This is a genomic window from Nocardia sp. NPDC058176 (assembly GCF_042883805.1).
GTDB lineage: Bacteria > Actinomycetota > Actinomycetes > Mycobacteriales > Mycobacteriaceae > Nocardia.
The window spans coordinates 357,993-380,229 of the sequence record NZ_JBHVVA010000001.1 but is presented as its reverse complement, the minus strand read 5'-3'; the positions used below and the strand labels follow the sequence as shown (position 1 = coordinate 380,229).

Below are 22,237 nucleotides of genomic sequence, written 5' to 3'. Positions count from 1 at the left end.
CTACCCCTGGATGCTGTGCAGTTCCGCTTCGCGCAGGTCGTCGGGGAAGACGTAGCGGCGGAACGCCCAGAAGCGGAACGCCATGGCCAGCAGGACGCCGAGGATCTGCCCGGAGACGAAGTTCGCGACCATCTGCACGGCCGGATCCACGTGGGGCACACGCAGATTCAGTACGTACAGCGAGATCGCCTGCGGGATCATGGTGACGACGATCCCCAGCGCGCTGACGGTGAAGAACAGTGCGGCCTCGTGGCTGCGCTGGCGCCCACCGCGGGTGCGGAAGGACCACTCGCGATTGAGGATGTAGGAGGCGATGGTCGCGATCAGCGCACCGAGCAGGCGCGCGGTGAGCGGCTTGTCGCCGAGCACGGTCAGTTTCAGCGCGTACACGACGCCGGTGTCGATGAACCACGTCATCGCGCCGACGACGGCGAATTTCAGGAGCTCCCGGTGCGCGAGGGCCACCGAGCGCAACGGCTCGGGGAGACGCTGCACCACCGCATGGACTGCCACCAAGCCGACAGTAGACGACGCCGACGCGACGTGCCCGCCGGGTGTCAACCCTCTGGGTCGTAGCGATCCGGACTCGGTTGTGGTTCGCGCCCACGCACTTCGATCGCGCCGATCACCAGATCCGGTGGCGGCACCAGCCCCAGGTGCTCCCAGGCGGCGGCCGTGGCGACCCGGCCGCGCGGAGTGCGGGCGACGAGTCCGGCCCGCACGAGGAAGGGTTCGCAGACCTCTTCGACGGTGGCCGCTTCCTCGCCGACGGCGACGGCCAGCGTCGAGACACCCACCGGTCCCCCGCCGAATCCGCGCACGAGCGCACCGAGGACGGCCCGGTCGAGCCGGTCGAGGCCGAGGCCGTCGACGTCGTAGACCTCGAGCGCGGCCCGCGCGATCGGCAGCGTGATGACGCCGTCGGCCCTGACCTCGGCGAAGTCGCGGACGCGGCGCAGCAGCCGGTTGGCGATGCGTGGCGTGCCCCGGGAGCGGCCGGCCACTTCGGCGGCGGCGTCGTCGTCGATCAGCACGCCGAGGATGCGGGCCGAGCGCAGCAGGATCCGCAGCAGTTCGCCGGTGTCGTAGAAGTCCATGTGGCCGGTGAAGCCGAAGCGGTCGCGCAGCGGGCCGGTCAGCGCGCCGGAGCGGGTGGTCGCGCCGACGAGGGTGAACGGGGCGATGTCGAGGGGGATCGAGGTCGCGCCCGGGCCCTTGCCGACGACCACGTCGACGCGGAAGTCCTCCATCGCCAGGTAGAGCATCTCCTCGGCGGGCCGAGCCATCCGGTGGATCTCGTCGATGAACAGCACATCGCCTTCGACCAGGTTCGACAGCATGGCGGCCAGGTCGCCGGCGCGTTCGAGCGCGGGGCCGGAGGTGATGCGCAGGGCGGTGCCGAGTTCGGCGGCGATGATCATCGCCATGCTGGTCTTGCCGAGCCCGGGTGGCCCGGAGAGCAGCACGTGGTCGGGGGTGGCGCCGCGCTGGCGGGCGCCGCGCAGGACCAGGGTGAGCTGTTCGCGCACGCGGGGCTGGCCGATGAACTCGTCGAGCGAGGTCGGGCGCAGGCCGGGCTCGGCGTCACCGTCGGTGGGCAGATACCGGGCGGTGAGCGCGGATTCGTCGAAGTCCTCCTCGGAGTCCATCGTCTACCTGTTCTTGCCGAGCGAGCCGAGGGCGGCGCGCAGGGCCACCGAGGTGCTCGCGGCGGGCTGTTCGGCCAGCACGGCGTCGACGGCCTGCTCGGCCTGTTTCGCCGGGAAACCGAGCCCGACGAGCGCTTCGGTGACCTGCTCGCGGACCGGCGTGATCGGGACCTGGGCACCGGCCGGACCGGCGGGCACGGGGACGAGGTTCACCTTGTCGCGCAGTTCGACGACCATGCGCTCGGCGCCGCGCTTGCCGATACCGGGCACCCTGGTGAGCGCGGCGACATTGCTCTCGGCCAAGGCCTTTCGCAGCGCTTCGGGTTCGAGGACGGCCAGCACCGCCATGGCGAGGCGCGGTCCGACCCCGGACACGGTCTGCAGCAGGCCGAACAGGTCGCGGGCCTCGGTGTCGGCGAACCCGTACAGGGTCATCGAGTCCTCGCGCACGATCATCGCCGTGCACAGCCGCGCCTGTTCGCCGCGGGTGAGTCCGGCCAGCGTGGCGGGGGTGACGTTGAGGCGGTAGCCGATACCGGCGGCCTCGATCACCACGTGATCGAGCGCGATCTCGAGCACCTCACCGCGTACCGACGCGATCACCCGCGCACCACCTTTCGTTGTTCGGCGAGCCGTTGTTCGTAGCGGCGGCGCACCGCGTCCGCCTGCGCCTGGGCGGCCGCCATCCGGTCCAGCAGCGGCGCCCGCCAACAATGACAGATGGCCAGGGCGAGCGCGTCGGCGGCATCGGCCGGTTTCGGGGCGACCTGCAAGCCGAGAATCCTGGTCACCATCGCGGTGACCTGTGCTTTGTCGGCGGTGCCGTTGCCGGTGACGGCGGCCTTCACCTCGCTGGGGGTGTGGAACGCGACGCGGATCCCCCGCCGTGCCGCCGCCAGCGCGATCACCCCACCGGCCTGCGCGGTCCCCATCGCCGTGCGCACATTGTGCTGGGCGAAGACCCGCTCGATCGCCACCGCCTCGGGCCGGTGGGTGTCCATCCACTCCTCGGCGGCATCGGCGACGGCCATCAGCCGCAAGGCCAGTTCCTCTTCCGGCGGCGTTCGCACCACCCCCACGTCGAGCGCGACGACCTTCCGCCCCGGCCCGCTGTCGACCACGCTGAGCCCGCACCGCGTGAGCCCGGGATCGACGCCCATCACCCGCACCGGCAACCCCTTCGACGAACACGAACAGTTGTTCGAAAGCGTAGTGCATTCCGGCTCGCACGCCGAAGAGCGACACGGGACACGGCCGCACGCGAGGGCCGACGGTCACGGAGTCGTCGGCAGGCCGATCGCGGGATCGATGAACCGGTTGGTGACGATCGTGCCGGCGGTGACGCCATCGGGAATCTCCACCCCGCGCTTGCGCAGGATCGGGGTGACCGCGGTGATGACGCGGTCCACGCGCGCGGTGTCGAAATCGCCGAGGGTCTGGTCGGGGCCGTTGCCGACGATCTTCTGGGCGAGTTGGACTTTCACCGAATCGGTGTTGCCCGCCGCGGTCATCGGCGGGCCGTCGGGGATGGTCTCGGCAATGCGCAGCAGGGCGGCGTTCACCGGTTCGGGATCGTCGACATAGTCGATCTGGGCCTGCTGCAACATCGGCACCAGTGCGGTCAGGCAGCCGCTGAGCGCGTCGAGTTCGCCGGTGCGCACCGACCAGGCGTGCGGATAGATCTCGTAACCGGATTCGTGCACGAGCAGCGATTCGACCGGCTTCATCCAGCCCTTGACGTCGTGTTCCCAGCGGTAGGGCTCGTTGGAGACATAGCCCTGCTGCATCACCCGGCCGCGTTCGGCGACGAACCGGCTCGGGGTGCCGTCGAAGGAGGCGTCGGCCTGCTCGGGCAGCACGTCACCGTCGGCGATCAGGTAGTCCATGAAGATCTTGCCCTCGGAGTAGACCACCGGCGCACCGCTGGCCGCGACGTCCTTCCAGGTCTTGATCTGCGGGTAGGTCGCCGGGTCCCACATCACGATCTGCGGATTCACGTCGAGGGAGGCGAAGACGCCGGTCACCGGGAACTTGGCCGCGGCGCGCACGGCGTCGTCGGTGGGGACGAAGCCGAGGGTGATGCTCGGGTCCTGATACATCTGGGCCGGGACCGGCTGGCCACCGAGGAACGGACCGCCAAGGCGCACTTCGACATTCACGCCGGTGTCGCCGAGCGGACCGGTGTAGGCGCCCTTCTTCACGTCGACGGTGCCGTCGGGCCCGACCAGCTGGAAGGCGGCGGCCCGCTCGGGGGTGGCGTACCAGTCGGTCTGGATGACCACGGTCGACGGGCAGACCCCGGCGAGGACGCCCTCGCCGGTCGGTTCGGGAACCGAGGTCGCGCTGGTGCAGGCGGTCAGGAGGGCGGCACCGGCCAGTGCGGCCGTGGCGAGGACGGGCTTCTTGAACACGGGGAGTCCTTCGGGTCGAGCGAATGTGCGGGTGCGGGTTCAGGTGTCGCGGCGCAGGCCGTGCGCGTGGTCGACCCGGCGGGCCATGAAGTCGAAGAGCCAGAACAGGATCAGGCCGACCAGCGAGGACAGCAGCAGGGCGGTGAGCAGTTCCTCGGTGGCCAGCTGCTGGCGGTAGACGTCGATCATCCGGCCGATGCCGGGTTCGCCCTGCCGGAAGAAGAAGTCGGCGACGATGGAGCCGATGATGGCCATGCCGCCGGAGATCTTGAATCCGGAGATCATCGCGGGCAGCGCGCTCGGCAGTTGCAGTTTCAGCAGTCGCTGCCGGCGGCCGGCGCCATGCAACGTGAACAGGTCGTGTTCGGCCGGTGCCACCGATTTCAGGCCGAACAGGGTGTTGGTGATGACCGGGAACAGCGAGACCATCACGCACACGATCACTCGGCTGGAGAACTCGTAGCCGAACCAGAAGCCGAACAGCGGGACCACCGCGAGGATCGGAATCGTCTGCAGCACCACCGCATACGGATACAGCGAGTACTCCGCCCAGCGGGCCTGGCTCATGATCACCGCGAAGGCGACGCCGAGCACGATCGCGATGATCAAGCCGACCAGTGCCACCTGCACCGTCGACCACAGCGCGGTCAGGATCGCCGAGCGCGCCATCGGGTCGAGCAGTCCCTTGGCGATCACCTGTTCCGGTGCGGGCAGCAGGAACCGCGACTGCGGGTCGAGCAGCACGTGACTGACCAGCGACCAGCTCGCCAGCACCGCCACGAACACCACCACCGGCGCGAACACCCGGATCGGCGACACCCGGAACGGCCAGTGGCGCACCGACTTCATGGTGGATTCCCCCACCCCGGCGACGGCCACGGCGGTCATGCGGCCGCCTCCTGTTCGGCGCCGCGCAACGCGGCCGAGACCTCGGCCGAGATCGCCGCGAATTCCGGGGTGTAGCGCAGCGCGGGCAGGCGCGGGAAGTCGAAGGGCACCGGGATGTCGGCGGCCACGCGGCCGGGCCGACCGGTGAGCACGACGACGCGGGTGGACATGAACACCGCCTCACCGACCGAGTGGGTCACGAAGACCCCGGCGAAGCCGTCGCGCCGGAACAGCGCGCCGACCTCTTCGTTCAGCCGCTGCCGGGTGATCTCGTCGAGCGCGCCGAAAGGTTCGTCGAACAGGAACAATTCGGGCCGCAGGGTGAGCGCGCGGGCGATCGAGGCCCGCATCCGCATGCCACCGGACAGCTGGGCGGGTTTGTGTTTCTCGAAACCGGTGAGCCCGACCCGGTCGATCGCGTCCTTGGCGTCGGCCCGGCGGGTGGCCCGGTCGATCCCGGCGAGTTCGGCGGGCAGTTCGACATTGCGGGCCACGCTGCGCCAGGCCAGCAGGGTCGACTCCTGGAAGACATAGCCCATCCGGCCCGCGCCGACCCGCACGCTGCCCCCGGTCGGTTGTTCGAAGCCCGCGGCCAGGCGCAGCAGGGTGGACTTGCCACACCCCGAAGGGCCGACGAGCGAGACGAATTCGCCGGCTCGCACGCGCAGGTCGATGTCGGACAGCGCCCTGGTGCCGTCGCCGAACACCAGGGAGACGCCGTCGAAGGTCAGGGCCGGTTCGGAATCGGCGTCGCGGTCGATGCTCGTATACGAGTCGATGGCGGGCGACGCGGTGGAAGCCGTTGCGCTCATGGACTATTTCTAGTCACCGGTCATTGCCGATCGCGGTCTTCGCGATTACGCGTTTGTTTCGTATACGATCAATTTCCTGGCGTCAGCGCACCCTGTGCGGCGACAATCTTTCCGCGCTTGAGGACGAGGCGACGGGCGGGTACCGCGACCACCGCCGCAGCCGGGGTCGGCGCGTCGATCACCACCAGATCGGCGGCGGCACCGACCGCGAGTCCGTAGTCCGCCAGCCCGAGAACCTGTGCGCCGCCGTAGGTTCCGGCATGCAGGGCGAGTTCGATCTCCGCGTCGGCGACCAGTCGATCGCGGTAGGCCACGGTGCCGATCCGGCGCAGCATGTCGCCGTCGCCGTAGGGCGTCCACAGATCGCGGATGCCGTCGTTGCCCAGCGCCAAGGTCGCGCCCGCTTCCCGCATGACCCGCACCGGGACCACCGGCGCCTCGCCGACCGCGCAGGTCACCATGGCCACGCCCGCCTCCGCGAGATCGTCGGCGATGCGCCGCTGGTCCTCGGCGAACTGCTGGCCCATGGCGTAGGCGTGGCTGATGGCGACCCGGCCGCCGAGCCCGAGTGCCCTGGTGCGCTCGATGATCAGGTCGAACTGCCAGGCACCGAGCGCGCCACCGTCGTGCAGGTGGATGTCGATCTTGGCGCCATAGCGGTCGGCCAGGCCGAAGACGATGTCGAGCTGGCCCGCGGCGTCGTTGTCGTAGCCCGCCGGGTCGAGTCCGCCGATCACCTCGACGCCCTCGGCCAGCGCCGCTTCGATCAGCTCGGCGGTGCCGGGGCGGGTGATCAGCCCGCCCTGCGGGAAGGCCACCAGCTCGACGTCGACGCGGTCACGGTGGCGTTCCGCGGCGGCGCGGACGACCTCGACACCCTTCAGCCCGATCTCGGGATCGATGTCCACGTGGCTGCGCACGTGCGTGGTGCCACCGGCGATCATGGCGGCGAGCAGGTTCCCGGCGTAGTCGACGTTCGGGATGCCGAGTTCGGTGCGCCGAGCCTCCCCGTTGGCGATGCGCCCGGCCAGGGTGCGGCCGCCGGTGTTGGGCACCCACGGCCCGCTCCACAGGGTCTTGTCCAGGTGGCAGTGCGAGTCGACGAGTCCGGGCAGGACCAGCGCGCCGTCGAGATCGATGACCTCGGCGCCCGCGGGGGCCAGACCGGGCCCGATCGCGGCGATCCGGCCGCCGACGAGGTGGATGTCGGCGGGCACGGGCGCGGCACCGGGCAGCCACGGCGTGCCACCGCGCAACAGCAGTTCGGTCATCGGAGGTCCTCCTTGGTGATGGGCGCTCACGCGGTGAGCAGCATGGCGGTGCCCGCACCGGCACCGAAGACGATCACGACCGCGCGGAACACGCCGGGCCGCAGCCGATCCGCGAACCGGGCGCCGAGCACGCCGCCGAGCAGGCAGGCGGGCGCGAGCAGGGCGACGGCGATCCAGTCGACCGGCCCGAACAGCGCGACCGCGATCATCGCGGTGGTCGACACCGCGACGGTGAGCAGGCTTTTCAGGCCGTTGAGCAGCTGGGCGGAGGCATCGATGCCCAGGGCGAGCGCGGTGAGCAACACGATGCCCATGCCGCCGTTGAAGTAGGCGCCGTACATGCCGCCGAGGAACACACCGACGAACAGGGTGATCCGCGAATCGGACTGCCGGTCGGCGAGTTTGCGCGAGAGCCAGGGCTGGGCGGCGAACAGGGCGGTGGCCGCGAGGACCAGGTAGGGCACGATGGCCGCGAACACCTCGGGCGGCGCGGTGAGCAGGGCGAGCGCGCCGCCGATGGCGCCGACGGTGCCGGTGATCACCAATCGCGGCAGCAGTTCCCGAAAGGGCCCGGTGCGCTTGCGCAGGGTCGCCGCGCCGCCGAGGTAGCCGGGCCACACCGCGACGGCATTGGTCACGGTCGCGGTGACCGGCGGCAGGCCGAAGGCCAGCAGGGCGGGGAACGACAGCAGGCTGCCGCCGCCGGCGATGGCATTGCAGAATCCTGCGCCGAGACCTGCGGCCAGTAGCAGTGCCATGTGCACGGGGTCCATGACATCCTTTCCGAGAGCGTGTCGCGATCGTATACGAATCACTCCAGCTAGGTCCTGTCGAGGGCCGCTGGGGTCGCCACCAGCAGCCGACCGGCGGACGTCACGTAGATTCGTGAGGTACTGACCATCGCGAGGGCGTGGATCGTAGACGAACCAGGCGCCCGTCGATCACAGGAGGCGACGTGAGCAGCACCGTCCGCCGGATGACTCCGCAGCAGGTCTGCCGCGCCATCCGCGACGACATCATCCGCGGCGATTTCGTCTCCGGGCAGCGCCTGACCGAGGACACCCTCGCCGAGCGGTACGGCGTCTCCCGGGTCCCGGTCCGGGAAGCGTTGCGGACCCTCGAGGCCGAGGGTTTCGCCTCGTCACGGCCCTATGCGGGCACTTTCGTCGCCGAGCTGACCGAGGCGGAGGCGGCCGATCTGCTGGAGATCCGCGCGCTGCTCGAGCCCCTGTGCGCGAGCCGGGCCGCGACGCGGCGCAGCCCCGAGCAGCTGGGCAGGCTCAAGGAGCTCACCTCGCTGGGCCAGGAGGCCGTGCGGGACGGCAGGCTCGATGAGCTGGCCCGGCTCAACAGCCGGTTCCACGAGGTACTGGCCGAGGCGTCCGGCAGCGCGCTGCTCGCACAGTTGATCACCCAGCTGAGCTGGAAGATCGCCTGGGTCTACGCGGTCGAGCTGCCGCGCAGGGCCGAGGACTCCTGGGACGAGCACGAACAGATCTGTGCCGCATTGGAAGCCGGTGACGCCGAGCGGGCCCACGCCGTGGTCGCCGAGCACATCGCGCACGCGGCCTCGGCCTACCGGTTGCGCCCGCGCGGCGGCGAGGACGGTTAACACAGTCGCAGCATCGCCGGCCTTCTCCGGAAACGCGGTAGTCGTATACAAAGACTGTCCCCCACGTTCCAGGAGGTATTCGTGGTCGATCTGCTGCTGCGCCGCGCCCGTGTCGCCGATGACATCGATCCGGTCGACATCGCCGTCACCGACGGCGTGATCACGGCCATCGGGACGGACCTGCGGGCCGCCGCGACCACCGAGATCGACTGCGCCACACGGGTGGTCATCCCCGGACTGATCGAGCCCCATGTCCACCTGGACAAGGCATTACTCGACGGGCAAGCCAGTGCCCCCGACAACACCCTCGCGGGTGCGATCGCCATCACCGGCGAACTCAAGCGCGGATTCACCGCGAACGATGTCGCCGACCGTGCCCGGCGGGTGCTCGATCGCGCGATCGTCCACGGCACCACCCTGATTCGCGCGCATCCCGATGTCGATCCGATCGTGGGACTGCTCGGCGTCGACGTGCTGCTCGACCTGCGCGAGGAGTACCGCGGGCTGATCGACCTGCAGATCGTCGCCTTCCCGCAGGAAGGCATCCTGCGCGCCCCCGGCACCCTCGACCTGCTGCGCGAGGCGCTACGCCGTGGCGCGGACGTGATCGGCGGCTGCTCCTACAACGAGGCCGACCTCGCCGACTGCCACCGCCACATCGATCTGGTCTTCGACCTGGCCGCCGAATTCGCTGTGCCCGTGGACATCCACGCCGATTTCGCCGACGACGCCACCGACCCGCGCTTCGCCCTGGCCGACCACATCGCCGAGGCGACCCAGCGTTCAGGCCTCGGCGGCCGCGTCGCCCTCGGCCACGTCACCTCCCTCGCCGCCCGCCCACCCCGCGAACGCCAGGCGACGATGGCCCGGCTGGCGGCAGCCGGAGTGGCGGTGGTCCCGCTCCCCGCCACCGACATGCACCTGGGCGGGCGCGCCGACGAATCCGCTGTGCGCCGAGGCATCGCGCCTATCCGGGAACTGTGGGCCGCGGGCGTCACCACGGCCTACTCCTCCAACAACATCCGCAACGCCTTCACCCCGTACGGCAACGCCGACCTTCTCGACATCGGCCTGTTCCTCGCCCAGACCGGCCACCTGTCGGGCGACGACGACCTGCGCCGCGTCCTGGACATGGCCACCGTCGACGCGGCCGCCGTGGTCGGCATCGGCGACCGCCACGGCATCCGGATCGGCGCCGCCGCCGACCTCGTCGTCCTCGGCACCCACCGCCTCGCCGACGCCCTCCTCGACCGCCCCGACCGCTGCTACGTCATCAAGTCCGGCCGCATCGTCGCCCGCACGACCCGCGTCACCGAGATCGTCGCCCGCCCGATCGCCACGCATAGCGAACGAGCCGCCTCGTGAAACACCCGGTCAACTGAGGCTGCGTGCCCACTCCCGCATCCCGACCGGGCCAGTGCCACTGGCGTATTCGGCGAACAGGGCCCGCGCCTCCTCCCGGTGAATGCCGCCGAGGACTTCGCGTGGCTTGGCGAAGAACGCGAGTTCCGTCGGGGGTGCCCAGGACCGTACGAGCTCGACTCCACCGTCATTCGGTGACTCGAGGGCGAACCACACACGCGTCACCCCGAGGGTGATCGCCGCGCCCAGGCACATCAGGCACGGCTCGAGCGTGACCGCCAGCGTCAATTCTCCTGATGGCCTGGTGAATCCGAGAGCCTCGTCGGCCTGCAGCAGGGCCAGGAGATCGGCATGGACGATTCGACGGCGCAGTGCCCGTTCCTGCGTGTACGCCCGCCCGAGCACACGGTCGGCGTCGAACACGATCGCGCCGATCGGCATCTCGCCGTGCTCCAGTCCCTCCCGCGCGACGTCAAGTGCCGTGCCGACAGCCTCATGCGGGGAGAACACCGCTCGATACTAGGCGAAGTGCGTCCGTGCCGCCGGGACCGGGAGCCGCCCCCACAGGATCAAGCCGCCGCGTGGTTGCCCTGGTGGACCAGGGCGTCGATGCGGCGCTTGTAGGCGTTGAATTCCGGTGTGGTGGAGTCGCGTTCGCCGGGGAGGTCGATCTCGATGACTTCGCGGACGTGGCCGGGGTTGCCGTGGGCGGCGCCGCCCGCCATCACGACCACGCGGTCGGCCAGGTAGACCGCTTCGTCGATGCCGTGGGTGACGAAGACGACGGTGACGGCGGTGTCGCGGTGGATGCGTTTGAGTTCGGCCTGCATGTCGGTGCGGGTGAGGGCGTCGAGGGCGCCGAAGGGTTCGTCCATGAGCAGGACGGCGGGGCTGTTGGCCAGGACGCGGGCGATGGCCACGCGCTGCTGCATACCGCCGGAGAGCTGGTGCGGGAACGACTCGCGGACCCGGGTGAGGCCGACGGTGTCGAGCCAGCGGTCGGTGATCTCGGCGATGTCGGGGCGGGTCATCCTGGCCTGTTTCGGTCCGTAGCCGATGTTCTCGGCGACGGTGAGCCACGGGAACAGGCCGTAGTCCTGGAAGACGACGCCGCGCTCGGGGCCGGGTCCGCTGATCGGTTCGTCGCCCACGGTGACGGCGCCGGTGGTGGTAGTCTCGAAGCCGGCGAGGATGCGCAGCAGGGTGGATTTGCCGCAGCCGCTCGCCCCGACCACGCAGACGAATTCGCCTGCGGCGATGTCGAGTTCGACACCGTCGACCGCGAATCCGGGTGCGCCGGGGAACTGTTTGCCGAGCCCGTCGATGACGATGCGCGCCGGGCGATTCGGGCGGCGGCGGGTGGAGTAGATCTTCATGGGCGTCCTGTCTGCGCGGTCAGGGAAGAAGGGGACGACGGCCGGTCAGCACCTTGACCAGCAGCATCAGTAGCCGGTCGGCGAGGAATCCGGCCAGGCCGATCACGATCATCACGGCGATGATCAGATCGGTGCGTGATTGCTCCCTGGCCTGGGTGATCAACGCGCCCAACCCGATCCGGATGCCGACGGTCTCACCGACCACGAGGATCACCCACGACAGGCCGAGCGCGATCCGCAGCCCGGCGACGATGTTGGGCACGGCCGCGGGCAGCACCACCTTGTACAGCGTGTGCGCGGGCCGGGTGCCCAGCATGGCGGCGGCTTCGAGCAACCGCTCCGGCACCGCCCTGACCCCGGCGATAGTGTTGAGCAGGATCGAGAACACCGCGGCCAGGAACACCAGGAAGATCGTCGACCGGTCGCCGAAGCCGATGATGAGCAGCGACAGCGGCGCCCAGGCGGTGACCGGGATGGGCCGGATCAGGTTGATCGTCGGTTCGAGCATCCGGTAGACGAGCCGGGAGCGGCCCATCACGATGCCCAGCGGGATCGCCACGGCGGCCGCGAACGCGAAGCCCTGCACCACGCGCAGGGTGGAGGCGTACAGGTGCAGCCAGAGGGTGCCGCTGTAGGTGTCGTCGATGATGCCGCCGACGGCGAGATCGGCCAGGCGGCGGGCCACCTCGACCGGGGTGGGCAGGTACTGCATCTGGATGCCGAAGGGCAGCGTCCAGCCGCCCGCGACACCCCGATCCCACAGCAGGGCCAGCAGGATCGGCACCGGGAGCGCCCACAGCACCGTGACGGCACGGGTGCCGAGCCGGGCACCCCGGCGCGCGGGCGCGCTCGGCGCCACCGGGGTCGGTGCGGCGGGCGCGGCGGTGTCGAGGGCGGTCACTGTCCGGCACCGGTCGCGGACAGGAAGCTGGGGTCGACGAGCGTCGGCAGGTCGGGCGCCTCGCCCAGCTGGTCGAAGGCCAGCATCTGCTCGGCCAGCGCGGCCAGCCGCCGCTGGTAGGCGTCGTCGAGTTCCCAGCGCAGCCACACATTGTCGGCGGCGGTCTCGGTGACCGTGCGGTCGAGGCCGAAGGTGTCGACCAGCCCGTCGACCCAGGCGGTGCGGTCGCCGAGCATGAACTCGATGGCCTGGACGAAGCTGCGCACGGTCTGTTCCACCAGTTCCCGGTCGCGGTCGATCACCGTGCTGTTGGTGCCGAAGACGATGTTCACCGGGCCGATCACGGTGTCATAGGGCGAGACGATCTGGTGCGCGCCGTCCTGCATGACGATCGAGGGCGCGGTCTCGGCGCTGAGGAACGCGTCGATCCGGCCGGACTTGTAGGCATTGGCCATATCCGAGTACGCGAGGTTGACCAGCTGCACATCGGTGGCCGGATCGATGCCGTGCGCGCGCAGGGTGAGCTTCAACGCGATCTCCTGCGAGGACCCTTGCGGGAAGCCGATCTTCTTGCCGCGCAGATCATCCGGGCTGGTGATGTCGGCTTTGCCGACGAAGCCGGACCCACCGTCGGCGGCGGAGGCGATGATCCGTACGTTCTGTCCGGCCGCGCTGCCCGCCAGCATCGACGGCGCGCCGAGGAAGCCGAAATCGATGGCGCCCGAGGCGAGTGCGTTCTTGATGTCGGGTGAGTTCTCGAACAGCACGATGTCGTAGGTGGTGCCCGCCGGGGCGAACCGCTGCATGAAGTACGGGGCGTAGAGGTGCGGTTGACCGCGCAGGGTACCGATTTTGACGGCGGCGGTGTCACCGCCACCGTCGGGTGTCGAGATACAGGCGGTGAGCCCGACGACGAGCAGCAGTGCGGTCAATATCGCCGAGAGCAGTTGGCGCGGTGAATGTTTCATGACAGTCCTATCGGGCGGAGTCGGTGAGAGCCGCGGCGCAGCGCGCGGCGGTACGGATCAGCGCACGATCGCTGTGCGGTGCGCCGAGCAGGCACAGCCCGGTGGGCAGGTCGCGCTGGTTCGGCAGAGGAAGCGTGACCGCGGGCAGTCCCGCGATCGAGGCCAGGCAGGTCAGGCGGAGGGTGGCGGTGCGCATGGCTTCGTGGGTGGACCGGTCGGCATCGCGGTACGGGGGTGGACCGGCGGTGCTCGGCAGGACGAGAACCCGGTCGCCCACCACCGCCCTGATCCGCGCGGCCGCCTCGGCCACGACGAGCCGAGCCGCGGCGGCATCTTCGGCGGTCACCGTGGCAGCCCAGGCGAATCGGTCGGCGACCTCGGCTTCGAGCGCGCCGGGGTGGGCGGTGATCCACGTTCCGTGCCCCGCCCACGCCTCGTACGCCTGCACCAGGCGAAACGCCCCGAACCACCGATCGAGCTCGGCCCACGGCGCGATCGGCTCGGCACCGATCCCCCGCGCGGCCCGCAGACACCGTTCGGCGGTCTGGGGCTGCGCCGCAGCGCACAGCGCCGGATCGACGAGCAGTTGTGGCCACGGGTCGCCGACCGTTCCGAAGCCGGATGCCGGACGCCGCGGTGGTCCCAGCAGCACGTCGGCCACCGCCGCGAGAGTCGCGGCATCGCGAGCGAGCCATCCGATGGCGTCGAAGGAAGGCGCCAGCGGCAACAGGCCGGTGGTGTCGAGGGCGGCGTGGGTTGTCCTGATGCCCCAGAGCCCCTGGTAGGAACCGGGGACGCGGATGGAGCCCGCGGTGTCGGTGCCGAGACCGATGTCGGCTTCGCCGCGCGCAACCGCGACCGCGGGTCCGCTCGATGATCCACCCGGAATACGCTGTGGTGCAGCTGGATTCACCGGCATCCCGGTACGCCCGTTACCACCGGTGATGCTGTAGGCGAACTCGTCGGTGCGCGCGATCCCGGCGATGTCGGCGCCCGCCGCGAGCAACTCCGCCACCACCGCGGCATGGTCGGTTTCGGGAGCTCGCTCGGCGAGGAAATCGTCGACACCTGCTCCGATGGCATACCCGGCCACCGCGAACAGGTCCTTCACCGCCACGGTCCGACCGCCGAGCGGGCCGTCCGCCGTCGCCGCGACCAGTGGCGCACCGACCTCGCGCCACACGGTGGTGTCCACCTCGGCACCAGCCCGCGCGCTCACCGCACCCACTCCACCCGAGCGGCGCGGGCCGGCGCGCTCATCGGGCCCTACCGAGGATGTAGCGGGCCAGGTCGGTGTTCGCGGTGTGGGTGAAGTCGGTGACGCGGATCTTGCCGTGGACACCGCGAGTCAGGTCGACGGCCTGGGAGATGGTGAAATCCGTTGCGGCGCTGAGGTAGAGGTAGGCCGACTTCGGGTCGGTCTCGAACAGCGCCCCGAGCAGGTCGACCGCGTTGCCGACGCACAGCGACAGCGCGGTGTCGAGGTCGGGGTCGAGTCCGGTCGGGATCACCAGGCCGTGTCCGGCCGCGAACGGGCCGGTGCCACTCCCGAGTTCGGCCACCTGGGCGGCGGGGACGAGATCCAGGGTGAGCCGAGCCCGCAGTGGCGCCTCGAGCGCGGTGAGCGCGACCTCGCCGTCGCCCTGCGCGAAATGCGGGTCGCCGACGTAGAACAGCGCGTCGGGTACTTGGACGGGCAGGAACAGGGTGGCGCCGGGGGTGAGGAGTTTGACGTCGACATTGCCGCCGTGAGGACCGGGCGGCACGGAGTGCGCGCGGTCGGCGGTATCGGTGGCCACGCCCATGATGCCGAGGAACGGCGCGAGCGGAAACCGGGCCAGGTGCGGACTACCCGGCCCGATCGGCATCGCGGCGACCCATTCGCCGTCGCGGTCGTGCACCGTGCAGAACTGCCCGTAGGAGCCGTCGTGCGGGGTACCGGCCAGCATGCCGCGCCCGTGCCGGGTGGAGATCACCCCGTAGGGCGCGCGCATGGCCAGATCGTCGACACGCACGGCGAGCAGATCGCCGGGCCGCGCGCCCTCGACCGCGATCGGCCCGGTGACGATGTGCGGTCCGGCGCCCGCCTCCCGGGTACGCCGGGCGACCACCTCGACCGTGTCGTCGAGGATCTGCGCCCGCGGCACCCCGTGCCCACGGAAATAGGCGACCGGGTCCGAGCCCTGATCGTCGAGGATGCCTTCGTGGCTGATCGTGTCGATCACCACGGTCTCCCCCGGCGCGATCGTGGCCACCGGCGCATCGCCCCGCCGCGGCAGGCGGCCCCACAGCACGCGATCGGGATCGGCGGGAACGTAGGTGGTTCCCGCCGCGATGCCGGTGCCCGGCTGCAGCACCGGAAATACCGTCGCGAGCTGTTCCCCAGCCAATGAGGTCACGTGCTTCCTCCGGTTCGACAACCCATGGCCGACATTGGTCCGACCACTGATCAGATAACGGTATGCCACTAGAAATCAGGCCGCGACCGGGCGAAACATGCGTAACCGAGCCTTTACGCCCCGGCAATATCAGCTCGGGAACCCGACCTCCACTACGATTGGCCGGACCAATCGAGACCGCGAGGAAGGCTCCACGTGACGTTCGCGCCGATACCCCCACTGCGCCGCCGCACCGGTAGCGTCGGCGCCGAGGTGGCCGCCCACCTGGAGCGCCTCATCATCGACGGCGCCCTGCGCGCGGGCGACCGGCTGCCCCCGGAGCGCGAGCTCGCGGCCCAGCTCAACGTGTCGCGGTCCTCCCTGCGCGAGGCCATGTTCGAGCTGGAATCCAAGAAACTCGTCGACCGCAGGCAGGGCCGCGGCAGCACGGTCGCCGAATTGCCGCGCGGCGCCGCCGAATTGCACGGCAACCTCGCCGACCTCGACACCGAACTCGGCTACGCCACCGAACTGCGCGAACTGGTCGAACCGCGCATCGCCCAGCTCGCCGCCCTGCGCGCCGTCGAATCCGATCTGCTGTCCCTGCACGAGATCATCGACCGCTCCACCGAGACGCTCGGCCCCGAGGAATCGATGGCCCTCGACATCGAATTCCACACCCTGCTCGCCCACGCGGCACAGAACCCGCTGCTGGTCACCCTGTGCACGATGACCACGGAGTGGACCAGGCACACCCGCGTCCTGTCCCACCGCACGCCGCTGGGCAGGCGCGTCTCGGTGCACGGCCACACCCAGATCCTGCGCGCGGTCGACGCCGAGGACGGCCTCGCCGCGGCCGCCGCGATGGAACAGCACCTGCGCGAGGTGCGCGAGATCAGCACTCCCCTGACCCGCGGAAAAAATTCTTCGTAGGTCGATGTCGAGAAGGCCGATTCGGCTCCGTCCCAGGGGTACGAGCCACGAAACGGCACCGACGAAGGAGCGACCACCATGGACCGGACCGAGATCACCGAGATCCTGAACCGCCCGATCAGCCAGAAGTTGCTGGCCCGCGATCTGACCCGCATGGCGTATGTCGCCACCGACGGCACCCCGCGCACCATCCCGATCGGTTTCACCTGGAACGGCACGGAGATCGTCCTGTGTACCTCGACGAACGCCCCCAAGCTGCATGCGCTCCGCAAGAACCCGATGGTCGCCCTGACCATCGACACCGAGATCCACCCGCCCGAACTCCTGCTCATCCGCGGCCGCGCCGAACTCGACGTCGTCGATGGCATCCCGGCGGAGTATCTCCAGATGAACGGCAGCTACCAGATGACGGCCGAGCAGCGCGTCGAGTGGGAGGCCGGGGTCCGCTCGCTGTATGACGGCATGGTCCGCATCGTCGTCACCCCGACCTGGGCGAAGCTCATCGATTTCGACACCACCCTGCCCACCCCGGTCGAGGAACTGATGCGGCAACGGGCGCAACGTCAGTCCGCCTGAGCTCGATTCCGGCCAGAATGGCCCCAACCACTCCGAGGAGAAGATCATGGCCAAGTACCTGCTGCTCAAGCACTACCGCGGCGCACCGGCGTCGGTCAACGACGTGAAGATGGACCAGTGGACCCCGGCCGAACTCACGGCCCACGTGCAGTACATGGAGGATTTCGCCGCGCGGCTCGAGACCACCGGCGAGTACGTCGACAGTCAGGCGCTGTCCCCGCAGGGCACCTTCGTCCGTTCCGACGGCGCTGGCCGTCCACCGGTCACCGACGGCCCGTTCGCCGAGACCAAGGACCTGATCGCGGGCTGGATGGTGATCGACGTCGAGACCTACGAGCGCGCGCTGGAGGTGGCCGCCGAACTGTCGGCGGCGCCCGGTGCGGGCGGGAAGCCGGTGCAGGAGTGGCTCGAGCTGCGGCCGTTCCTCACCGCCGCGCCCGCCGTCACCGAGTGAACGAGTCGCTGCTGCGCGAGCTCGTGCCCGCGGTGATCGGCGTCCTCGTCCGCCGCGGAGCCGACTTCGCCGCGGCCGAGGACGCCGTGCAGGAGGCCCTGATCCGCGCGCTGCGGAGCTGGCCGGAGGATCCACCGCGCGATCCGAAAGCCTGGCTCGTCACGACCGCCTGGCACAAGTTCCTCGACGCCACGCGGTCCGAAACCTCCCGGCAGGACAGGGAACTCGCGGTGGAGTTCGCGCCGCCGACCGGTCCGGTGCCCGACACCGACGACTCCCTGTGGCTCTACTTCCTGTGCGCGAACCCCGCGCTGTCGCCCGGTTCGGCCGTCGCGTTGACACTGCGCGCGGTCGGCGGCCTGACGACGCGGCAGATCGCGACGGCGTACCTGGTCCCCGAAGCCACCATGGCCCAGCGGATCAGCCGCGCCAAGCGGCAGATCGCCGGGCAGCCGCTGGACCGGCCCGGCGATCCGGCGACGGTCCTGCGCGTGCTCTACCTGGTCTTCAACGAGGGCTACAGCGGCGACGTCGACCTGGCGGCCGAGGCCATCCGCCTCACCCGCCAGCTCGCCGCCGTGACCGACGATCCCGAGGTCGCGGGGCTCCTGGCGCTGATGCTGCTGCACCACGCGCGCCGGGCATCACGCACCGGCCCCGGCGATCGCCTCATCCCGCTCGCCGAGCAGGACCGGACCCGGTGGGACACCGACCGTATCGCCGAGGGGGTGACGATCCTGCAGTCCGCGCTGGCCCGCGACCGCCTGGGCGAATACCAGGCCCAGGCCGCCATCGCCGCCCTGCACGCGGATGCCCCGACCGCCGCCGAGACCGACTGGGTGCAGATCGTGGAGTGGTACGACGAACTCCTGCACCTGACGGGCAGCCCGGTGGTGCGACTCAACCGGGCGGTCGCGGTCGGCGAGGCCGACGGTCCACAGGCCGGTCTGGCCGCACTGAGCACGATCGACCCCGGGCTCCCCCGCCACACCGCCGTCCGCGCCTACCTCCTCGAACGCGCCGGCGACCTCGACCAGGCCGCCGACCTGTACGCGGCGGCCGCCGAGGCGGCAACCAGCACGCAGGAACGCGACCACCTCACCCGCCAAGCGGCACGCGTACGCCAGCTCCCGCGCCCGTGAACAGGTTCAATCCAGTGCGGCGGTGAACACGTCGAGCGCACGTTCATCGAACAACACGAACCGCACCTCCGCGAGGGACGCCTCGAAGTCCCGCACGGTCCGCACGGCGATGCGCGCGCCGTCGTCCATCGGCCACCCGAAGATCCCCGTGGAGATCGCCGGAAACGCCACGGTCGTCGCGCCCAGTTCGACTGCCACCCGCAGGGATTCGCGGTAGCACGAGGCCAGCAGCGCCGAGCGGTCCTCGGTGGCCGACCACACCGGCCCGACCGTGTGGATCACCCAGCGCGCGGGCAACCGCCCGGCCGTGGTCGCCACCGCCTGTCCGGTCGCCAGCCCCCTGCCGTATTTCGCGGCCCGCAGGTCCCGGCATTCGGACAGGATCTGCGGCCCGCCCTTCCGGTGGATGGCACCGTCGACGCCGCCTCCGCCTAGCAGCGAGGAGTTCGCGGCGTTGACCACCGCGTCGACCGCTTGCTCGGTGATGTCGCCACGCACGGCCTCGATTCGAGTCATCCTGTCATTGTCGCCGACGGGCGTACCGTCGAGAACGACCGGCATGTTCGACCCATCCGAAGCGAGGGAGCAGCACGCATGGCCACACCCACCGGCGAGATCCGGCCCACTCCCGACGGCCGGGACCTGGTGATCACCCGGTCGCTGGCACTGCCGATCGGCGAGGTCTGGGGGCGGTTGACCGATCCCGACCTGACCGCGGGCTGGTACGGCACCTGGCAGGGCGAGGCCGGAACCGGGAACTCGATCCGGGTGCAGATGCGGTTCGAGGAGGGCGAACCGTGGACGACCATGCTGATCGAGGACTGCACCGCGCCGATCCATCTCGCCCTGTCCTCGGCCGACCAGATCGGTGTGTGGCGGCTGGAGGTGAGCCTGGCGGCGACCGACGCGGGCACCGATGTGCAGCTGGTCCACCACCTCACCTCGGAATACCAGCTCGCCGAGATCCCGCAGATCGGCCCGGGCTGGGAGTACTACATGGACATGTTCGTCGCGTCCTGCACGCAGACCCAGCACCCGGACTTCGCCGACTACTACCCGGCTCTGGCGGAGTATTACCAGCAGCGCGCCTAGCCGAAACGCGCACAGCCCCAGCCGTTCCCGGCCGGGGCTGTGCGCGTGTGCTCGTGCGGGGTTACTCGTCGTCAAGTTCGGCGGCGACCTCGTCGGAGATGTCGACATTGGTGTAGACGTTCTGCACGTCGTCGCTGTCCTCGAGCGCGTCGACCAGCCGCAGCACCTTGCGGGCGCCCTCGGCGTCGACGGCCACCGAGACCGAGGCCTGGAAGCCGGACTCGGCGGAGTCGTAGTCGATGCCCGCGCCCTGCAGCGCGGTGCGCACGGCGATCAGGTCGCCGGGCTCGCTGATGATCTCGAAGGCCTCACCGTGGTCGTTGACCTCCTCGGCACCCGCGTCCAGGACCGTCTCGAGGATGTCGTCCTCGGACAGGCCGTTCTTGTCGAGAGTCACCACGCCCTTGCGGGCGAACAGGTAGGCCACCGAGCCGGGGTCGGCCATGTTGCCGCCGTTGCGCGTCATCGCGACGCGGACCTCGCCCGCGGCGCGGTTGCGGTTGTCGGTGAGGCACTCGATCAGCACGGCGACGCCGTTGGGGCCGTAGCCCTCGTACATGATCGTCTGCCAGTCGGCGCCGCCGGCTTCCTCGCCGCCGCCGCGCTTGCGGGCGCGCTCGATGTTGTCGTTGGGGACCGACGACTTCTTCGCCTTCTGGATGGCGTCGTACAGCGTCGGGTTCCCCGCAGGGTCACTACCACCAGTGCGGGCCGCCACCTCGATGTTCTTGATCAGCTTGGCGAAGAGTTTGCCGCGCTTGGCGTCGATTCCCGCCTTCTTGTGCTTGGTGGTGGCCCATTTGGAGTGGCCGCTCATGCCCTACTTCCTTCAGGTCGGTTGCGCGTCTGCCCGGGCGGACAAGCTCGATCCAGCCTACTCACCGCGCGCCGCGCCCGTGGACGCGGGCGTTCACCGCGCCTTGCGCACCACGTCGACGAACAGCTCGTGCACCCGCAGATCGCCGGTGACCTCGGGGTGGAACGAGGTCGCCACGACATTGCCCTGCCTGGCCGCGACGATGCGGCCCCGCGCCGGACCGTGCGGCACCCGGGCCAGCACCTCGACCCCGTCGCCGACCCGCTCCACCCACGGCGCGCGGATGAACACCGCGCGCACGGGCGTGTCGAGCCCGGCGAAGTCGAGGTCGGTCTCGAACGAGTCGACCTGACGGCCGAACGCGTTGCGCCGCACCGTCATATCGATACCCGACAGGTGCTGCGCGTCGGGCCTGGTGTCGAGCACCTCCGAGGCCAGCAGGATCATCCCCGCGCAGGACCCGAACGCGGGCAGCCCGTCCCGCAACCGCGCGCGCAGCGGTTCGAGCAGGTCGAAGGCCTGCAGCAGCTTCGAGATCGCGGTCGACTCGCCACCGGGCAGCACCAGACCGTCCACCGCGGCCAGCTCCGACTCGCGCCGCACCAGCACCGCGTCGGCGCCGCAGTGCGCCAGCGCGGCAACGTGTTCGCGCACGTCGCCCTGCAGGGCGAGCACGCCGATGGTCGGCCGGTCGGCGGAGGTTGCGTTCACAGCCGCTGAGCTTACGAGCCGGGCCGGTGTGGGCCCGCTCACGCCTACCGCGGGCGCGGCGTGCGGATCAGGCCCTCCTGGACGACGGCGGCGACCAGGTTGCCCGCGCGGTCCCAGATCTTGCCGCCGGTCAGCGCGCGACCGAAGCCCGCCGAGGGCGAGGACTGGTCGTAGAGCAGCCACTCGTCGGCGCGGAACGGGCGAAGGAACCACATGGCGTGGTCGAGCGAGGCGTCCTGGGTCGGCTCGTCGGGGTGGATCACCTTCGAGGACCCGAGCAGGGTCATGTCGCTCATGTAGGCGAGTGTGCACACGTGGAACAGCGGATCGTCGGGCAGCGGGTGCCGGTACCGGAACCAGACCTGCTGCTGGGAGACTGCGCCGTCGCGCTGGACGAGCTGATCCTGCGGCACGGTACGGATGTCCCAGTGCTCCCATTCGCGCATCGCCCACAGCCGCTCCGGGCTCATGGTGACGCTCGCGTCGGGCAGGCCGTCGGGCGCCTCGACCAGGGGCATCACGTCCTGGTGCTCGGGGCCCTCGTCACCGTGGTGGAACGAGGCCGACATCGTGAAGATCGCCTGTCCGTCCTGCACGCCGGTGACCCGCCGGGTGCAGAACGAGCGCCCGTCGCGGATGCGCTCGACCAGGTAGACCGTCGGTTCCTCCGGATTGCCCGGGCGCAGGAAGTACCCGTGCAGCGAGTGCACCTGGAAGGAGGGGTCGACGGTGCGCACCGCCGAGACCAGTGCCCGCCCCGCGACCTGCCCGCCGAAGGTGCGCGTCAGCTGGGATTCGGTGGCAGCGCCACGGAAGATGTCGCGTTCCAGCCGCTCGATCGCGAGCGCCTCTTCGATTGTCGCCATGGGCCCGAGATTATCGCC

Annotated in this window: 26 protein-coding genes; 7 read left to right on the top strand and 19 right to left on the bottom strand. The window is 70.3% G+C overall.

Translation table 11 applies throughout. The annotated features are described in order from the left end of the window. From ACFVVM_RS01780 to ACFVVM_RS01740, 9 genes are all read right to left on the bottom strand, one after another. Positions 1-513, bottom strand: coding sequence for a GtrA family protein (locus ACFVVM_RS01780; RefSeq protein WP_387611977.1), 513 nt, complete (start codon positions 511-513; stop codon positions 1-3). A gap of 44 nt (positions 514-557) precedes the next feature. Then, positions 558-1,649, bottom strand: a complete 1,092-nt coding sequence (gene ruvB / locus ACFVVM_RS01775; protein ID WP_387611974.1) for a Holliday junction branch migration DNA helicase RuvB — start codon at positions 1,647-1,649, stop codon at positions 558-560. A gap of 3 nt (positions 1,650-1,652) precedes the next feature. Next, a complete protein-coding gene (gene ruvA / locus ACFVVM_RS01770; RefSeq protein WP_387611971.1) occupies positions 1,653-2,252 on the bottom strand; it encodes a Holliday junction branch migration protein RuvA in 600 nt (199 codons plus the stop codon). Then, the gene (ruvC, locus tag ACFVVM_RS01765) at positions 2,249-2,818 is read right to left on the bottom strand and encodes a crossover junction endodeoxyribonuclease RuvC (protein WP_387611968.1); all 570 of its coding nucleotides are present in this window, start codon (positions 2,816-2,818) and stop codon (positions 2,249-2,251) included. The genes ruvA and ruvC overlap by 4 nt, the downstream gene beginning before the upstream one ends. 105 nt (positions 2,819-2,923) lie before the next feature. After that, the gene (locus ACFVVM_RS01760; protein ID WP_387611965.1) at positions 2,924-4,060 is read right to left on the bottom strand and encodes an ABC transporter substrate-binding protein; all 1,137 of its coding nucleotides are present in this window, start codon (positions 4,058-4,060) and stop codon (positions 2,924-2,926) included. Between the two features lie 39 nt (positions 4,061-4,099). Continuing rightward, complete coding sequence (locus tag ACFVVM_RS01755) at positions 4,100-4,948, bottom strand: ABC transporter permease (RefSeq protein ID WP_387611962.1); 849 nt, start codon at positions 4,946-4,948, stop codon at positions 4,100-4,102. Further along, the gene (locus ACFVVM_RS01750; RefSeq protein WP_387611959.1) at positions 4,945-5,760 is read right to left on the bottom strand and encodes an ABC transporter ATP-binding protein; all 816 of its coding nucleotides are present in this window, start codon (positions 5,758-5,760) and stop codon (positions 4,945-4,947) included. The genes ACFVVM_RS01755 and ACFVVM_RS01750 overlap by 4 nt, the downstream gene beginning before the upstream one ends. 68 nt (positions 5,761-5,828) lie before the next feature. Continuing rightward, the gene (locus ACFVVM_RS01745) at positions 5,829-7,031 is read right to left on the bottom strand and encodes an amidohydrolase (RefSeq protein ID WP_387611956.1); all 1,203 of its coding nucleotides are present in this window, start codon (positions 7,029-7,031) and stop codon (positions 5,829-5,831) included. Between the two features lie 26 nt (positions 7,032-7,057). Next, positions 7,058-7,804, bottom strand: a complete 747-nt coding sequence (locus ACFVVM_RS01740) for a sulfite exporter TauE/SafE family protein (RefSeq protein WP_387611955.1) — start codon at positions 7,802-7,804, stop codon at positions 7,058-7,060. Positions 7,805-7,986: 182 nt separating this feature from the next. On the opposite strand from ACFVVM_RS01740, the gene ACFVVM_RS01735 reads away from it, so the two are divergent. Together ACFVVM_RS01735 and ACFVVM_RS01730 are read left to right on the top strand one after the other, a co-directional pair. After that, a complete protein-coding gene (locus ACFVVM_RS01735; protein WP_387611953.1) occupies positions 7,987-8,643 on the top strand; it encodes a GntR family transcriptional regulator in 657 nt (218 codons plus the stop codon). 81 nt (positions 8,644-8,724) lie between these two features. Beyond that, complete coding sequence (locus ACFVVM_RS01730; RefSeq protein WP_387611951.1) at positions 8,725-10,008, top strand: amidohydrolase family protein; 1,284 nt, start codon at positions 8,725-8,727, stop codon at positions 10,006-10,008. Between the two features lie 9 nt (positions 10,009-10,017). Here the strand turns inward: ACFVVM_RS01730 and ACFVVM_RS01725 are convergent, their stop codons facing one another. The 6 genes from ACFVVM_RS01725 to ACFVVM_RS01700 are packed head-to-tail and all read right to left on the bottom strand — an operon-like array spanning position 10,018 to position 15,649. Further along, on the bottom strand, positions 10,018-10,515 hold the full coding sequence (locus ACFVVM_RS01725; RefSeq protein WP_387611949.1) for a nucleoside deaminase: 498 nt from the start codon (positions 10,513-10,515) through the stop codon (positions 10,018-10,020). A 59-nt stretch (positions 10,516-10,574) separates the two neighbouring features. Beyond that, entirely contained in the window at positions 10,575-11,381 is an 807-nt protein-coding gene (locus ACFVVM_RS01720; RefSeq protein WP_387611946.1) for an ABC transporter ATP-binding protein, read from the bottom strand. A 19-nt stretch (positions 11,382-11,400) separates the two neighbouring features. Next, on the bottom strand, positions 11,401-12,282 hold the full coding sequence (locus ACFVVM_RS01715) for an ABC transporter permease (RefSeq protein WP_387611943.1): 882 nt from the start codon (positions 12,280-12,282) through the stop codon (positions 11,401-11,403). Beyond that, entirely contained in the window at positions 12,279-13,250 is a 972-nt protein-coding gene (locus ACFVVM_RS01710) for an ABC transporter substrate-binding protein (protein ID WP_387611940.1), read from the bottom strand. The genes ACFVVM_RS01715 and ACFVVM_RS01710 overlap by 4 nt, the downstream gene beginning before the upstream one ends. A gap of 7 nt (positions 13,251-13,257) precedes the next feature. Next, positions 13,258-14,469, bottom strand: a complete 1,212-nt coding sequence (locus ACFVVM_RS01705; protein ID WP_387611937.1) for an amidase family protein — start codon at positions 14,467-14,469, stop codon at positions 13,258-13,260. A gap of 37 nt (positions 14,470-14,506) precedes the next feature. Further along, a complete protein-coding gene (locus tag ACFVVM_RS01700) occupies positions 14,507-15,649 on the bottom strand; it encodes an acetamidase/formamidase family protein (protein WP_387611934.1) in 1,143 nt (380 codons plus the stop codon). Positions 15,650-15,844: 195 nt separating this feature from the next. On the opposite strand from ACFVVM_RS01700, the gene ACFVVM_RS01695 reads away from it, so the two are divergent. From ACFVVM_RS01695 to ACFVVM_RS01680, 4 genes are all read left to right on the top strand, one after another. After that, on the top strand, positions 15,845-16,561 hold the full coding sequence (locus tag ACFVVM_RS01695; protein WP_387611931.1) for a FadR/GntR family transcriptional regulator: 717 nt from the start codon (positions 15,845-15,847) through the stop codon (positions 16,559-16,561). A gap of 78 nt (positions 16,562-16,639) precedes the next feature. After that, positions 16,640-17,137, top strand: a complete 498-nt coding sequence (locus tag ACFVVM_RS01690; protein WP_387611928.1) for a pyridoxamine 5'-phosphate oxidase family protein — start codon at positions 16,640-16,642, stop codon at positions 17,135-17,137. A 46-nt stretch (positions 17,138-17,183) separates the two neighbouring features. Beyond that, a complete protein-coding gene (locus ACFVVM_RS01685; protein ID WP_387611925.1) occupies positions 17,184-17,591 on the top strand; it encodes a YciI family protein in 408 nt (135 codons plus the stop codon). Further along, on the top strand, positions 17,588-18,733 hold the full coding sequence (locus ACFVVM_RS01680; RefSeq protein WP_387611923.1) for an RNA polymerase sigma factor: 1,146 nt from the start codon (positions 17,588-17,590) through the stop codon (positions 18,731-18,733). The genes ACFVVM_RS01685 and ACFVVM_RS01680 overlap by 4 nt, the downstream gene beginning before the upstream one ends. A gap of 6 nt (positions 18,734-18,739) precedes the next feature. Here the strand turns inward: ACFVVM_RS01680 and ACFVVM_RS01675 are convergent, their stop codons facing one another. Further along, positions 18,740-19,249 carry an O-acetyl-ADP-ribose deacetylase gene (locus ACFVVM_RS01675; protein WP_387611920.1) on the bottom strand — a complete coding sequence of 170 codons (510 nt, stop codon included), beginning with the start codon at positions 19,247-19,249 and terminating at the stop codon, positions 18,740-18,742. A 78-nt stretch (positions 19,250-19,327) separates the two neighbouring features. On the opposite strand from ACFVVM_RS01675, the gene ACFVVM_RS01670 reads away from it, so the two are divergent. Then, positions 19,328-19,825 (top strand): SRPBCC domain-containing protein, encoded by a 498-nt coding sequence (locus ACFVVM_RS01670; protein WP_387611917.1) that lies wholly within the window; start codon positions 19,328-19,330, stop codon positions 19,823-19,825. 61 nt (positions 19,826-19,886) lie between these two features. On the opposite strand, the gene ACFVVM_RS01665 is transcribed toward ACFVVM_RS01670, so the two are convergent. From ACFVVM_RS01665 to ACFVVM_RS01655, 3 genes are all read right to left on the bottom strand, one after another. Beyond that, entirely contained in the window at positions 19,887-20,642 is a 756-nt protein-coding gene (locus ACFVVM_RS01665) for a YebC/PmpR family DNA-binding transcriptional regulator (RefSeq protein WP_387611914.1), read from the bottom strand. A gap of 93 nt (positions 20,643-20,735) precedes the next feature. Then, positions 20,736-21,353, bottom strand: a complete 618-nt coding sequence (gene pdxT, locus ACFVVM_RS01660; protein ID WP_387611911.1) for a pyridoxal 5'-phosphate synthase glutaminase subunit PdxT — start codon at positions 21,351-21,353, stop codon at positions 20,736-20,738. 44 nt (positions 21,354-21,397) lie between these two features. Continuing rightward, positions 21,398-22,219 carry an acyl-CoA thioesterase gene (locus ACFVVM_RS01655; RefSeq protein ID WP_387611908.1) on the bottom strand — a complete coding sequence of 274 codons (822 nt, stop codon included), beginning with the start codon at positions 22,217-22,219 and terminating at the stop codon, positions 21,398-21,400. Positions 22,220-22,237 lie beyond the last annotated feature (18 nt).